The organism is Micromonospora sp. WMMD956, assembly GCF_029626125.1.
Classification (GTDB): Bacteria; Actinomycetota; Actinomycetes; order Mycobacteriales; family Micromonosporaceae; genus Micromonospora; species Micromonospora carbonacea.
This window is the reverse complement of sequence record NZ_JARUBI010000005.1, coordinates 3,382,428-3,397,048: the sequence shown is the minus strand read 5'-3', so window position 1 is coordinate 3,397,048 and position 14,621 is coordinate 3,382,428. Positions and strand designations below refer to the sequence as shown.

General features: G+C 72.2%; 9 protein-coding genes. 5 read left to right on the top strand and 4 right to left on the bottom strand.

The features are described 5' to 3' along the window. Nucleotides 1-27 precede the first annotated feature (27 nt). The 3 genes from O7628_RS15645 to O7628_RS15635 form a co-directional block, all read right to left on the bottom strand. Nucleotides 28-1,368, bottom strand: a complete 1,341-nt coding sequence (locus O7628_RS15645; protein ID WP_278131424.1) for a ricin-type beta-trefoil lectin domain protein — start codon at nucleotides 1,366-1,368, stop codon at nucleotides 28-30. Between the two features lie 370 nt (nucleotides 1,369-1,738). After that, a complete protein-coding gene (locus tag O7628_RS15640; RefSeq protein WP_278131422.1) occupies nucleotides 1,739-2,956 on the bottom strand; it encodes a hypothetical protein in 1,218 nt (405 codons plus the stop codon). Further along, nucleotides 2,943-3,476: a SigE family RNA polymerase sigma factor gene (locus O7628_RS15635; protein ID WP_278131420.1), complete on the bottom strand. Its 534-nt coding sequence runs from the start codon at nucleotides 3,474-3,476 to the stop codon at nucleotides 2,943-2,945. Before O7628_RS15635 ends, O7628_RS15640 begins: the two co-directional genes overlap by 14 nt. Before the next feature lie 386 nt (nucleotides 3,477-3,862). Between O7628_RS15635 and O7628_RS15630 the strand changes: the two genes are divergently transcribed. After that, nucleotides 3,863-5,173 (top strand): cellulose binding domain-containing protein, encoded by a 1,311-nt coding sequence (locus tag O7628_RS15630; protein WP_278131418.1) that lies wholly within the window; start codon nucleotides 3,863-3,865, stop codon nucleotides 5,171-5,173. 50 nt (nucleotides 5,174-5,223) lie between these two features. On the opposite strand, the gene O7628_RS15625 is transcribed toward O7628_RS15630, so the two are convergent. After that, nucleotides 5,224-6,813 (bottom strand): glycoside hydrolase family 43 protein, encoded by a 1,590-nt coding sequence (locus O7628_RS15625; protein ID WP_278131416.1) that lies wholly within the window; start codon nucleotides 6,811-6,813, stop codon nucleotides 5,224-5,226. A 474-nt stretch (nucleotides 6,814-7,287) separates the two neighbouring features. Between O7628_RS15625 and O7628_RS15620 the strand changes: the two genes are divergently transcribed. The 4 genes from O7628_RS15620 to O7628_RS15605 all read left to right on the top strand — a co-directional run bounded on the left by O7628_RS15620 (nucleotide 7,288) and on the right by O7628_RS15605 (nucleotide 14,489). Beyond that, entirely contained in the window at nucleotides 7,288-10,224 is a 2,937-nt protein-coding gene (locus tag O7628_RS15620; RefSeq protein ID WP_278131414.1) for a family 43 glycosylhydrolase, read from the top strand. Nucleotides 10,225-10,291: 67 nt separating this feature from the next. Continuing rightward, nucleotides 10,292-12,718: a family 43 glycosylhydrolase gene (locus O7628_RS15615; RefSeq protein ID WP_278131412.1), complete on the top strand. Its 2,427-nt coding sequence runs from the start codon at nucleotides 10,292-10,294 to the stop codon at nucleotides 12,716-12,718. Nucleotides 12,719-12,758: 40 nt separating this feature from the next. Then, complete coding sequence (locus O7628_RS15610; protein WP_074475170.1) at nucleotides 12,759-13,385, top strand: hypothetical protein; 627 nt, start codon at nucleotides 12,759-12,761, stop codon at nucleotides 13,383-13,385. Between the two features lie 60 nt (nucleotides 13,386-13,445). Continuing rightward, nucleotides 13,446-14,489: a hypothetical protein gene (locus O7628_RS15605; protein ID WP_278131409.1), complete on the top strand. Its 1,044-nt coding sequence runs from the start codon at nucleotides 13,446-13,448 to the stop codon at nucleotides 14,487-14,489. Nucleotides 14,490-14,621: the final 132 nt, after the last annotated feature.

Genomic DNA, 14,621 nt, shown 5'->3' with positions numbered 1-14,621 from the left:
CCGGCCGGAGCCCGTCGACGACGATCGTCACGCGAGGGGCGTGAGGCTGAACCGCTGGTTGGTCTGCCCGTGGCAGTCGTAGAGCTGGATCTGCGCCCCGTTGGCCGTGCTCCAGACGTCCAGGCAGCGCCCGGACTGCACGCTGCTGATGGTGCCGTTGGAGTTGACGTTCCACTGCTGGTTGGTCTGGCTGTGGCAGCCGTAGATCTGGACCGCCGCGCCGTTGCCCGAACCCGCCGCGTCCAGGCACATGTCGCCGTACACCCGCAGTTGCTTGGTCGAGGTGTACGTCCACGACTGGTTGGACTGCCGGTTGCAGTCGTAGAGCTGCACCCGGGTGCCGTTGGCACGGGAGGCGTTGGGCACGTCGACGCACCGGCCCGACTGCGCGCCGACGATCTGGCTGGCGGCGCCGGGCGGGCTGGTGGGCGGGGGCGTGGTCGGGGTGGTGGTGGGCGTCGCCGTCGGGCTGGTCGGCGGGGTGGGCAGCAGCGGGCACGTGCTGCGGTAGGTGACCACGCCGCTGGAGTCCAGCAGCGGGCAGAGGAACTGGCTGTACCGGGCGTCGTTGTCGATGAAGATCTTGAGGAACGGCAGCATGGTCCGGATCAGCACCGGGTTCGACCGGCCGACCATGAACCCGTGGTCGGCGCCCGCGACCTCCAGATAGGCGCTCTCCGTCGTGGTCGGGAGGCTGTTGTAGAGGCCGGTGGCGTAGGACGGGGTGACCACCGTGTCCGCCTGCCCGGAGAAGACCATCGTGGGCACCCGGTCGGTGGCCAGGTTCGACGACGGCGAGTACGGCGCGATGCCGACCGCCGCCTTCAGCGACGAGCGCCGCATGGCCGCGCTCAGCGCCCCGCCGCCGCCCATGGAGTGACCGGCGACGGCCAGCCGGCTGGCGTCGACGCGGTCGCGTACCGGGCTCTGCTGGGTCAGGTAGTCCAGCGCGGCGAGGAGCTGGGTGCCCCGGGCCGTGTCGAAGTCGTTGCGGCTGTTGGTCTCGATGCCGATGACGACGAAGCCGTGGGAGGCCAGCCACGGCCCCATCCAGGCCAGCTCGACCGAGAACAGCGCGGTGTAACCGGGCGAGATCGCGATGGCGCCGAAGGTGCCCTGGCTGGTGTCGGTCGGGTAGTAGATGCGGCCGCCGTTGAAGCCGTAGCCGGTCGGGACGGCGACCGACGTGTTGGCGAAGGGGCCGTTCTCGGACGCGACGCTGGCCCGGGTGGGGTCCGGGCCCCGCTGGTACGGGTTGTCGGCGGCCGACGCCGAGCCGGTCGCCACCGCGATGGTGAACAGCCCGACGGCGGCGGCGATCCCGGCCGCGGCCAGCTTGGCCAGCCGGCCCCGGAGGCCGGGGGGCACCCGGTCGGTCCTGGTGTTCCCCGGGGGCGGGGGGTGCGCGTGTCCTCGCACTGTCGGTACCTCCTGGTGGTGGGTGGTGTGGTGGGTCCAGCCGGGCCGGGACGGGGCCTGGTCAACGTTCACATCGATCGATGGTTACCTAGGCTGACAGACAACCCCGGGCGTTTCAACCGGTAGTTTCGAACGAGGTGCCCGAAAGTTTCGACCACCGGCCGGACGTCGGCCCGCAACCCGAAACGGCGACAACGGCACTGCCGGTGACGCGCAGTGCCGTTGTCGCCGTGGCGCTCGGGCCAGCTCCAGCTCCCCACCCCCACCCCCGGGGGTCTGCTGTGCCGGGCGGCCGTCGCGGCCCTCAGGTGCCGACCCGCTACGGGCGCAGAGCCTTCGCCGCCGGGGTCCAGGTCGACTCGTCCGTGACGTCGGCGACCGTGATCCCCCGCGCGACCTTCTCCACCTCGGCCAGCGGCAGCCTGTTGCCGAGGCCCTGGCTGCTGACCTGGACGACGACGGTGCCGTCGGCGCTCCAGACGTTGCAGAAGCCACCGCGCGCGGGGCCGTCGGTGCTGCGGTGGCACTTCGTCGTGCCGGGTTCCGGCGACTGGTTCGAGCTGGTGCTCGGCGTGACGAAGATGTGGAACCCGTCCTTGATGGCGCCCTCGGCCTGGTCGTACGGCGCGGTGAGGCCCGTGGTGGGCATGGCCGGCCTGGTGTAGGTCGCGCCGCCGTAGTCACCGGCGCGGGCCGCGGCGATGCCGCTGAGGCCGGGCATGGCGTGCGTGCCGCTCTGCAACGGCACGTAGCCCGCCGGCACGTAGCCCACCGTGAACGGCACCGGGGCCGGCTCCGGCTTGCTGGGCCTGAGGCCCTCGACCAGGCCCCCGAGGTCCTGGAAGCTCGGCGTGGCCTCGTCGCCGGAGACCGACGTGACGGCCGCCCAGGCGTCGTGGGCGTACTCCCAGGCGAAGAGCTTGTTGCCCGCGACCGCCGGGCCCTGCGGGTCGAGGCCGACCGGCAGCGTCGCCTCGACGGCCCGGTGCCCGGCCACGGTGACCGTCCTGCCGTTCCTGATCCCGGCGGGGTCGAAGGCGCCCGGCCGGTAGACGGTCAGGTACGCCCACAGGCTCGGCTTCCCCCGGGCGGCCCGCTTCTTCTGCTCGACGCTGTCGCCCTGCGCCTCGGCCTCCTCCGCCGTGACGGGCTTGTCGTTCGAGGTGTGGAGGTCGGAGTAGACGGAGGCGATCTGGTAGGTGGTGGACGCCACGATCGGGTCCTGCACGTGCAGGATGCCGGCGTCGTACCCCCGGAAGGTGAAGGTGAACGGCGCGGCGGCGGGCCACTTCGCCTCGCCCGGCCGGGCCGCCGCCGGGCCGGCCGGCGCGGTGGCGGTGTTCCGCCCGGCGCCGAAGGCAGGCAGCAGGAACGCGCCGGCGACCGCGACCACGACGAGACCGGCCGCGCCCGCCGAGGCGAAACCGGCCCGGCGCCGCCGCTCCGCCCGCCGCCCGGCCGCGACGATGTCGTCGACGGTACGGACCATCGGCGGCTCCTCACCCGTCACGGCGTCCACGAAATCACGCAACTGCACTGGTCCACTCCTCCATCTGCTTCCCGGTGAGACTGATGTGCTCGCTGGCGAGGGCCTCGCGCAGCTTCGCCAGGCCACGGGAGACCTGGCTCTTGGCCGTGCCGACCGTGCAGTCGAGGACGCCGGCCGTGTCCTCCAGGCTCAGGCCCAGGTAGTGCCGGAGCACGACCGCGGCCCGCTGCCGGGCCGGCACGGCGTCGAGCGCCGCCCGCAGGCGCATCCGCTCGTCGGTCGCGGCGGCCGGGTCCCGCAGCGCGACGTCCGGCATGGCGTCGCCGACCGACCGCTCGCGTCGCCAGGGCCGGCGGGTCTCGTCGATCGCGGCCCGGTAGACCATGGTCTTGACGTAGAGATCGGGCCGTTCCAGCCTCCGCCAGCGGGGATAGAGCTTGATCAGCGCATTGGCCACGGCGTCCTCCGCCGTGTGCCAGTCGCCGCAGGTCATGTACGCCAGCTTGCGCAGCGACGCCATCTGTGACGTCACGAACTCGCGGAACGCTTGTTCGTCATCGGCTTTCAAGTCGCCTGCCTCCTCGTGACGGAGGTAGAACGGAGCCGACCGCCCGGGGAGTTGCACCGCCGGGAGAAGTAGTCGATCAGTCACGCTGCGCGCACGCGCCGCGCCGCGCGTGCGCGCCGCCGACCCAAGATCGAAACTATCGCTTGATGAATCCGCAACTTTCTGAAAACATACGACCATCGATGCGTGAGCGTTAACACGGCTGCACCACTTCCGGCACGCGCGGCACGGTCGCCCCAGGGCAGGGCGACGGGCGGCACGGTCGCCCCCCAGGGCAGGGCGACGCGCGGCAGCGTCACGGCCATGTCGTCCCACGCCACCCCGGCCCCGGCCGGCGATCCGACCCCACCCCACCCGCACAGGACGACCGATGAAAGGAGCCAGGCATGGTGAGGCACTGGAGACACAGATACGTTCTCTCCTCCGTCGCGGCCGCGGCGGCGCTCGTCGTGGCCACCGCCGGCGGCGTGCTGACCGGCGGCCTCGGCGAGGCGGCGGAGGCCGCCACCAACGGCACGCTCGCGGCGACCGCCGGCTGTGGGAAGGCCCCCACGCTGACCAGCGGCACGCGCACGATCTCCAGCAGCGGACAGAACCGCAGCTACATCCTGCGGATCCCCGACGGGTACGACAGGAACCGCCCCTACCGGCTGATCTTCGGCTTCCACTGGCTGAACGGCTCGGCCAACAACGTCGCCTCGGCCGGCTACTACGGGCTGCTGCCGCTGTCGAACAACAGCACGATCTTCGTCGCGCCGCAGGGCATCGACAACGGCTGGGCCAACACCAACGGCCGTGACCTGACCCTGTTCGACGACATCTCCCGGGTGGTCGAGAACGACCTCTGCGTCGACACGACGCAGCGCTTCGCGCTCGGCTGGAGCTACGGCGGGGCCATGAGCTACGCGGTGGCCTGCGCCCGGCCGAACGTCATCCGGGCGGTCAGCGTCCTGTCCGGGGCCAACCTCAGCGGCTGCAACCCCGGCACCCAGCCGGTGGCGTACTTCGGCATCCACGGCATCTACGACAGCGTGCTGAACATCTCGGCGGGCCGGTCGCTGCGCGACACGTTCGTCAGGAACAACGGCTGCACCGCGCAGAGCCCCCGCGAGCCGAGCCGGGGCAGCCTCACCCACATCACGACCCTCTACTCCGGCTGCCGCGCCGGCTACCCCGTGCAGTGGGCCGCCTTCGACGGCGACCACACCCCCAGCCCGGTGGACGGCTCCTCCAGCCCCAACGACTCCCGGACCTGGACCTCGGGCGAGATCTGGAAGTTCTTCAGCCAGTTCGCGTCGACCACGCCCCCGACCACCCCGCCGCCCACCACCGCGCCGCCGACCACGCCCCCGCCCACCACGCCGCCGCCGACCACCCCGCCGCCCACCGGCGAGCCCGGCGCCTGCACCGCCACCTACCGCGCGGTCAACAGCTGGCCCGGTGGCTTCCAGGGCGAGGTCACCGTGGCCAACGGCACCTCCGCCACGCTGAACGGCTGGACCGTGCGCCTGACGCTGGGCAGCGGCCAGGCCATCAGCAGCGTCTGGAACGGCGTCAACACCGGCACCACCGGCAGCGTCACCGTCAAGAACGCCCCCTACAACGGCACGTTGGCCCCGAACGGCTCGACCACGTTCGGGTTCACCGCCACCGGTGACGGACCCGCGCCCAGCGGCGTCTCCTGCACCAGCCCCTGAGCACGGCACGACGCGGGCCCGGAGCCACCCGGCTCCGGGCCCGCCCGCTGTCAGCGCGCCGGTCCGGCCCCGGCCGGCGGCGTCCCGTCCGCGCCCCCGGCATCGCCGGGGGCGTAGTCGAACCAGTCGAAGCGGACGCTGCCGGCCCCGGCGTACATGCCGACGACCCGGCCGGTGAAGCCGCCCGCGACCTCCGTGGACAGGTACCGGCCGTCGAGCTCGCCCAGCACGTCGTACGCGCCGTCGGCCGCCTCGATGCCGAACCGGAGCACGTCGGGCTCCTTGGCCGGGTGCCAGTCGCCGGGCGACGGGGAGACCACGTCGACGCGCAGCCGCACCGGACCGGGCGCGACCGGCCGGGTGGCCACCGTGGACAGCACCGAGCCGATCCGCGCCAGCAGCCGCACCTCGCCGTCGCCCGCCTCGATCTCGTAGTGGTGCCGCTCGTCGAGGCGTACGGCGAGGCCACCGCGCCCCCCGGTCGCGTCGACAAGCGTCCGCACCCGGCACGACAGGTGCTGCTGGCGACGGCCGACGAACGTGACGTCGGGCTCGTCCAGCGACGCGCCGCGCGCCCGCAGCGTGAGCCAGCCCGGCTGTTCCGTGAGCGACCAGCTCCCGGCGGGCCGGGACCGCACCGACACCCAGCGCGGGTGCAGCCCGTCGGCGTCGAAGTCGTCCCGCACGGGCGGGGGCGGCACCGGGCGCGCGGGCCACGACGGGGCCGGCATGACGGGCTCGACCGCGCCCACCACCGGCCAGTCGTCGACCCAGGTCACCGGGGCCAGGAACGTCTCCCGCCCGAGCACGTGCCAGCCGGGGGTGCCGCCGCCGGGGCGTACGCCGAGCAGCACCATCCACCACGTTCCGTCGGCCGCCTCGACGAGGTCGGCGTGGCCGGTGTTCTGGATCGGGCGGTTGGTGCCCCGGTGGGTGAGGACGGGGTTGGCGGGGCAGGGCTCGTAGGGCCCGTCGGGCGCGGTCGAGCGGGCGATCGAGACGGCGTGCCCGCGTTCGGTGCCGCCCTCGGCGATCAGCAGGTACCAGTAGCCGCCGATCCGGTACAGGTGCGGGGCCTCCGGGGCCTGGGCCCCGGGCGCGCCGGACCACAGGCGGCGGGGCGCGCCGAGCGTCCGCCCGGTGTGCGGGTCGATGGGCACCTGCTCGATGCCGGCGTAGGTGCACCAGCAGGTGCCGTCGTCGTCCCAGGCGAGGTCCGGGTCGATGCCGGCGACGCCGGGCAGCCGGACGGGATCCGACCAGTCGCCGGCGGGGTCGGTGGCGGTGCAGAGCAGGTTGCCGCCGCCCTCGGCGCAGTTGGTGACGACGAGCCAGAAGCGGCCGGCGTGGTGGCGCAGCGTCGGCGCGTAGATGCCGGCGGACGACGGCATCGTCGCGGGCAGCACCAGTTGGCTGGGCCGGTCCAGCACGTTGCCGATCTGTTCCCAGTGCACGAGGTCGCGGCTGTGGAAGATGGGCACCCCGGGGAAGTACTCGAAGCTGGAGCAGGCCAGGTAGTAGTCGTCGCCGACCCGGCACACGCTCGGGTCCGGGTGCAGGCCGGCGAGCACCGGGTTGCTGAACGCGCCGTCGCTCCAGCCGGCGGCGCCGGGGGACGGGTGGGCCTGGGCCGGAGTCATCTGCTGCCTCCCGGGGTCGAGGTGGCCCGCGCGGTGCGGGCCGTCTCGCAGTCTGCCCGGCGGCCGGCTGCCGGGTCAGCCCTCCCCGGTGGCGTCCGACGGGCGGCCCGACGCCCCGGAAAATGCAACGGCACATCGACATAACTCATTCTTAATTGCGCCGGTCGGGTGTTTGTGAGGGGACGACACCGCCATTTCGTGACGCCCTGTGGACCGGATCGTGTTAGCGCAAACATCCACGCCCGATATTAGACAATCGACAGCTCTTGCCGGATAGGTCGCACTAAGGCGACTCGTCGGGAAGTGGGCGGCTTGCACCTGATCGCCGCGCGCCTGATCTGCCCCTTCGGGAGCGCTTCCACGCTGCATCACGCCTGTTTCACGAAGATTTCCGGCAAGTCTCGGGAACGTCTTGACAGCGCATGTGAGCGATAACACTATGAGCTTCCCGTTACGTTGGCGGCAGGAGTTCGCATGAAGGTAACCGTGAGTCGTGGTGCCTCCGGAGGGCTACGACGGGTCTCGCTGGCGGCGGTGGGAGCGCTCCTGCTGTGCGCCGGCCTCGTGACCACCGGCACGGCGGCGCAGGCGGCGGACGACTGGTCGCCGGAGTCGTCCCACACATCGACCGACCGGGGCGACGGCAGATATTCCGTGCCGCTGCTGCGCTCCGACGTGCCGGACATCAGCGTCGAGCGGGTCCCGGCCGCCGAGAACGACGAGGGCCGGGACATCTACTACATGATCAGCACGACGATGCACCTGAGCCCCGGTGCGCCGATCATGAAGTCGTACGACCTCGTCAACTGGGAGACGGTCAACTACGTCTTCGACCGGGCCAGCATCGGCGACTCGTTCTCCCTGCGCAACGGCCAGAACTCCTACGGGCAGGGGCAGTGGGCGTCGTCCCTGCGCTACCACGACGGCATGTACTACGTCGCGTTCAACACCAACAACCTCAACGGCGCGTACATCTACCGCACCGACGACATCGAGAACGGCGCGTGGCAGCGCACCGCCCTCGGCCGTGGCCTGCACGACCCGTCGCTCTTCTTCGACGTCGACGGCACGCCCTACATCTTCTACGGCTCGGGCGGCACCAGCGCCGTGCGCCTCAATGCCGGCCTGACCGCGATCGAGCAGGACTACCCGAACATCTTCACGGCGGCCGACTACGCCGGCCAGCCGTTCATCGGCGGCCTGTTCGAGGGCGCGCAGTTCTACCACATCGACGGCTGGTACTACGCCGTCATCATCACCTGGCCCTCCGGCCAGGGGCGTCAGGTCGTCATGTTCCGCTCCAAGGACCTGCTCGGGCGGTACACCTCGGCCGGCGGGGGCAACACCTACGAGGCGCGCGGCGTGCTCAACTCCAACGGCTTCGCCCAGGGCAGCCTCGTGCCGGTCGCGCGCGCCGGCGGCGGGACCGACTGGCACGGGATGTTCTTCCGCGACACGTTCCCGATCGGCCGCATCCCCGCGCTCATCCCGGCCACCTGGTCCGACGGGTGGCCGACGTTCGGCAACAACGGGGTCGTGCCGGTCGACGGCCTGTTCGACAAGCCGATCCGGCTCAGCCCGGCCGAGGAGACCCTCGAACGGCAGAAGAGCATCGTCGCCTCGGACGACTTCGCCAACGACGCGCCGCACAAGGCGTACCAGGACGAGGAGTGGACGATCCCGACGCCGCCCGACCTCGACGAGTCGCTCCTCGGCGTCGAGCTGCTCGGCAACGCCGGCTTCGAGTCCGGCGGCGTCTCGCCGTGGGCCGCGCAGTTCGGGGCCGCCCTCGCCCTCGACCCGGCCGACGCCGCCTCGGGCGCGGCGGCGCTGCGGGTCGGCAACCGCACGCTCAACGGCTCCGGCCCCCACCAGAATCTCGCCGGCAAGCTCCAGCACGGTGTGACCTACACGGTGTCGGCGAAGATCAAGTACACCTCGGGCCCGGCCAGCGTCCGGTTCAACCTGGCCGCCGACTGGGGCTCCGGCGTGCAGGTGATGGCCTTCGGCACCGTCCCGGCCGGGCAGTGGACGACGGTCACCGGCCGGTACACGTTCCCGGCGACGGCGAACCTCGCCAACGTCAAGTTCGCGGTGGAGACGCCGTGGGGCAACCCGCAGCCGGCGTCGTCCAGCGTGGAATACCTGATCGACGACGTCTCGGTAGTCGGGCAGCCGGTGACCACCGAGTACCCGACCGAAACGGAGATCGCCCCGAACGGCTCGCGGCTGGACCTGGCCTGGGAGTGGAACCACGCCCCCGACAACCGGTACTGGTCGCTCACCGACCGGGAGGGCTGGCTGCGGCTGACCACCGGCAAGGTCGTCACCGGCGAGTACGTCTACACGAAGCTGTCGAACCGGGCCGAGCTCGCCTGGTTCGAGGAGGCCCGCAACACCCTGTCGCAGCGCACCTTCGGCCCGCGCCAGTCGGCCGAGACCCGGATGGACATCTCCGGCATGCGCGACGGCGACGTCGCCGGTCTGGCCGCCTACAACCGGGGCTTCTCGTACGTGGCGGTCAAGCGCGTCGACGGCCGGAACACCCTCGGCGTGGTCAACCGGGGGCAGCCGTTCGCGGTCGACCTCGACCAGGCCGCGCTGGAGAGCTTCCTGCCGGGCACGACGGTGCCGCTGGGCGACGCGACCGTGGTACACGTGAAGGCCGACCTGGACTTCGCCGCGCCGGTCGGGCAGCTCTGGACCACCTTCTACTACAGCCTCGACGGGCTCACCTGGACGCAGCTCGGCAGCCGGGTCGGCCCGCAGACGCTCGACGGCAGCCTCGCGCACTTCATGGGCCACCGGGTCGGGCTGTTCAACTACGCGACGCAGACCACGGGCGGGCGGGTCGACTTCGACCACTACCTGCTCAGCGACGCGCTGACCGCGCAGGGCCTGCCGCTGGACACCGACGCGCTCGACGCGGCCATCGCGCACGCCGAGACGCTCGACAGCCGTCACTACCCGGCGGACGCCTGGGCGGCGATGCGCGCCGCCCTCGCCACCGCCAAGGCCGCCCGGGCCGGCCGGTTCGGCACCCAGAACCAGATCGACGCGCCGGAGCGGTCGCTCAGCTTCCAGCTGGCGCGGCTCGGCGTGCTCCGGGCCGCGCCCGAGCTGCCGGTGACGGCGAGCGCGCAGACCCGCTGCGTCGGCGGCCGCGCCTACGTCGCCGTCCAGGCCACCAACGGCCACACCACACCCGTCGACATCACCCTCGAAACCGCGTACGGCACCCGCACCGTCACCAACGTCGCACCCGGCACCAACGCCTACCAGTCCTTCACCACCCGCGCCACCTCCATCCCCGCCGGCACCGCCACCATCCGCGCCACCGGCACCGTCGACGGCACCACCGTCACCACCGAAGTCACCGCCAACCACCCCGCCCAGAGCTGCGGCGCATAGCCGACCGGTCCGAGACGGGACCGGCGTACCACCACCACGTGCACGTCCGAACGAAGGAGCACACCGAGTGAGACAACGCGTGCGAGGGGCCGCCCGGCGACGGGTGACCGCGATCGCGGCGGTCGGCGTCATGCTGGCCGCGGGACTGGCCGCCGCGTCGGCGCCGGCCCAGGCCGCCGAGGAGAACCTCATCGTCAACGGCGGGTTCGAGGCCGGCGTCGCCAACTGGTTCGTGAACAACGGCAACTCGACCGACGGCGCGACGCTGTCGGCGACGTCGGACGCCTACGCCGGGTCGGGCGCGGCGCTCGTCACCGGCCGGGCGACGACCGGCTCCGGGCCGATGCAGGACCTCAGCGGCAAGGTGCAGGCGGGGCAGACCTACGCCCTGACGGCCCGGATCAAGTACGAGAACGCCGCCGGGCCGGCGACGAAGCAGTTCTTCGCCACCATGCACTACGGCGGGTCCACCTACACCAACCTGGTCAGCGTGACCGCGACGAAGGGGCAGTGGGCGCAGTTCAACGGGACGTTCACCATCCCCGCGTCGCAGAACGTGTCGACGGCCCGGATCTTCTTCGAGACGCCGTGGACGAGCACCCCGTCCAGCGACCCGGCCCTGCACCTCATGGACTTCAAGCTCGACGACGTGTCGGTGATCGGCGCGCCGCCGCCCCCGCCGCCGTCGAGGACCATCGAGGTCGTCGGCAAGCTGCCCGGCGAGCACAACCCGTTGATCGGGCACAAGTTCGGCGCCGACGGCTTCGGCTTCGTGCACGACGGCCGGGTCTACCTGTACCTGACCAACGACACCCAGGGCTACGCGCCCGACCCGGTCACGGGCATCTCGCCGAGCATCAACTACGGCAACATCAACCAGATCACGCTGATCTCCTCAGAGGACCTCGTGAACTGGACGGACCACGGCGAGATCCAGGTCGCCGGCCCGAACGGCGTCGCGCCGTTCACCGGCAACTCGTGGGCGCCCGGCATGGCCAAGAAGATGGTGAACGGGAAGGAGAAGTTCTTCCTCTACTACGCCAACGGCGGCGGCTCGAGCAACGTCATCACGGGTGACTCGCCGCTCGGCCCGTGGACCAGCGAGCGGACGAGCACGCTGATCAACGGCAGCACCCCCGGCGCCGAGGACGTCGCGTGGAAGTTCGACCCGGCCCCGCTGGTGGACGACGACGGCCAGGCCTACCTCTACTTCGGTGGCGGCCCCGCGTCGACGAGCATGCCGGCCGCCGAACGCTTCAACAACCCGAAGAACATCCGGGCGATCAGGCTCGGCGACGACATGGTCTCGACCCAGGGCTCGGCCGTGGTGGTCGACACCCCGGTCTCGTTCGAGGCGGCCCAGGTCTTCAAGCGCCAGGGCAAGTACTACCTGTCGTACTCGTCGCACTTCGGCGGGGCGGACTTCGGCGGCAACCAGACCCCGCTGCCCGGCTACCCCGGCGGCGGCCAGATCGGCTACCTGATCTCGGACGACCCGATGTCCTGGCCGAAGGAGACCTACGCGGGCGTGCTGTTCCCGAACCAGTCGCAGTTCTTCGGCGCCGGCACCGGTGGCAACAACCACCAGTCGGTGTTCGAGTTCGGGGGCAAGTACTACTTCACCTACCACGCCCCGACGCTCAACAAGCGCATCAACGGCAACACCACGCAGGGCTACCGCAGCCCGCACATCCAGGAGCTGACGTTCAACCCGGACGGCACGATCCAGCAGGTCGTGGGCACCTACGCGGGCGTGGACCAGGTCCGGGACTTCGACCCGTACCGGGTGTTCGAGGCGGAGACGTTCGGCTGGAGCAAGGGCATCGCGACCGCGAAGGTCGACGGCGGCTCCGCCCAGTTCGGCACCTCCGCGCCGAACCTGGCGGTGCGTGACATCGACAACGGCGACTGGACGGCGCTGTCGTCCGTCGACTTCGGCACGGCCGGCGCGGCGAGCGTGACGGCCAAGGTGCGGGCGCTGGCCGCCGGCGGCCGGATCCAGGTGCGCCTGGACGACGTGGCGGGCCCCGTGGTCGGCACGGTCGAGGTCGACTCCCCCGTCGGCGAGTGGGCCGAGGTGACCGCCGCGCTCCAGGGCGTCAGCGGCGTGCACGACGTCTACTTCACCTACTCGGGCCCCACCGGCACGGACCTCTTCGAGCTCGACTCCTGGAAGTTCGCGGCCGCGACCGCCCAGCCCGAGCTGCCGGTGACGGCGAGCGCGCAGACCCGCTGCGTCGGCGGCCGCGCCTACGTCGCCGTCCAGGCCACCAACGGCCACACCACACCCGTCGACATCACCCTCGAAACCGCGTACGGCACCCGCACCGTCACCAACGTCGCACCCGGCGCCAACGCCTACCAGTCCTTCACCACCCGCGCCACCTCCATCCCCGCCGGCACCGCCACCATCCGCGCCACCGGCACCGTCGACGGCACCACCGTCACCACCGAAGTCACCGCCAACCATTCCGCCCAGAGCTGTGGCGGATGATCATCAACCCCCACCCACCACGGACGTCAACGGAGATCGCATGAACACATGGAAGCGTAAGCGGCTGTACGCGGCGGGCGCCGCGGCCGCCATCCTGGCCGGAGCGGCGGCACTGCCGGCACCGGCCCTGGCGGAGGACGGCGCCGACGTCCGGGTGACGGTCGACATCGAGGAGATCCGGGAGCCGGGCGTGCTCGCCCTGTCGGTCGCGGGCGACTCGGTGGCGCTGTCCGAGGACGGCTCGACCCTGCTGGTGCGCCAGTTCGTCGGCACCCTGCCGACGGTGACGGTCACCGACACCCGCACCGCCGACGAGGTGCCGGCCGGCGCGGCCTGGGCCGTGGTCGGCAGCGCGAGCGACTTCGTCGGCAGCTCGGGGCAGGCCCCGATCAGCGCGGGTCACCTCGGCTGGAAGCCGCGGCTGATCGACGGCGGCGCCACCGGCTCGGTGACCGAGGGCGAGGAGGTCGTGACCGTCCTGGACGAGCCGACCCAGCCCGGCAACAATGTCGGCCTGGCCGACCAGGAGCTGCTGATGTCGACGTACGACTCGGGGGCGGTCGCCGGTGACTCGTACTCGGTCAACGCCGACCTGTACCTGCGCACCCCGGCGGACGTCGCCGCGGGCGCGTACACCTCGACGTTGACCCTGTCCCTGTTCGAATGACCGCGCGCGGGGGCGGGGCCGGCAGCGGTCCCGCCCCCGCACCCCGCCGGAGGACGCCCGATGATCCGTTCCGTGCCGCAGGCGCTGCCGAGGCTGCTCGCCGTGCTGGCGGCGGTGCTCGTCACCGTGCCGGTCGCGCCCGCCGACGCCGGCGCGGAACCCGCCGCGCCGAAGCTGACCTGGGCGGTGCAGCCGGCCGACCCGGACGGCCCGGACGGCCGGCGGTGGATCGAGCGCACCCTCGACCCCGGCCAGGTGGTGACGGAACACCTGGCCGTGCGCAACTTCAGCGCCGCCGCCGCGGTCTTCCGCCTCCAGGCCGCCGACGGCTACCTCACCGACAAGGGCCGCTTCAACATGCTGCCCTCGACCGAGACGTCGAAGGACGGCGGCACCTGGATCTCGGTGCGCGACACGGTCACCGTCGGCGCGAACGAGACGAAGGTGGTGCCCTTCACCATCACCGTGCCCGCCGACGCCACGCCGGGCGACCACCCGGCGGGCATCGCGGCGTCGGTCACCAGCACCGGCGGCACGGTCGCCGTGGAGAGCCGGGTCGGCTTCCGGGTCATGCTGCGCGCCAGCGGCACGGCCACGGCGGCGCTGGCCGTCGACGACCTCACCGCCACGTACTCCCGGTCCTGGAACCCGTTCGCGGCGGGCACGCTGCGCCTGCGGTACGCGGTGACCAACGGCGGCAACGTGTGGGCCGCCGGCACGGGCCGGGTGACCGTCTCGGAGGCGTTCGGCCTCGCCGGGCGGGACGGCACGGTCGAGGTGGCGGAGCTGCTGCCCGGCGGCAGCCGCGTGGCCGAGGCCAGCGTCGGCGGCGTCTGGGGGCTGGGCCCGCTGCGCACGACCGTGGCGGTGACCCCGGCGGCACTCGGCGACGCGACGGTCGCCGACGTCCGGCAGGCCACGGCCACCGTGACGGTCTGGGCGGTGCCGTGGCCGCAGCTCGCCCTGCTGGCCGTTCTCGTCGCGGCCGCCCTGGCGCTGCGGGTCGTCCGTCGGCGGCGGCAGCGGCGGCTCGCCCTGCTGCTCGACCGGGCCCGGCAGGAGGGCCGGGCGTCCGCGACGACGGTGGGAGCCTCGACGGATTGAGGCCGGCGACGTCCGGCCGCCATGGATGGGGGCGTCGCCGGGTATGGTGCGGGGTGACGGTGTCGGCAGGAGGTCCCTCCGCAGCCGGGCATCGTGATCGGGCGCCGATGTGAGCGCCGACTGGGGCGCAAG

Coding starts and splice junctions, on each gene's coding strand:
- O7628_RS15625 (WP_278131416.1), bottom strand. CDS start 6,813: ATGACTCCGGCCCAGGCCCACCCGTCCCCCGGCGCCGCCGGCTGGAGC.
- O7628_RS15630 (WP_278131418.1), top strand. CDS start 3,863: ATGGTGAGGCACTGGAGACACAGATACGTTCTCTCCTCCGTCGCGGCC.
- O7628_RS15605 (WP_278131409.1), top strand. CDS start 13,446: ATGATCCGTTCCGTGCCGCAGGCGCTGCCGAGGCTGCTCGCCGTGCTG.
- O7628_RS15610 (WP_074475170.1), top strand. CDS start 12,759: ATGAACACATGGAAGCGTAAGCGGCTGTACGCGGCGGGCGCCGCGGCC.
- O7628_RS15620 (WP_278131414.1), top strand. CDS start 7,288: ATGAAGGTAACCGTGAGTCGTGGTGCCTCCGGAGGGCTACGACGGGTC.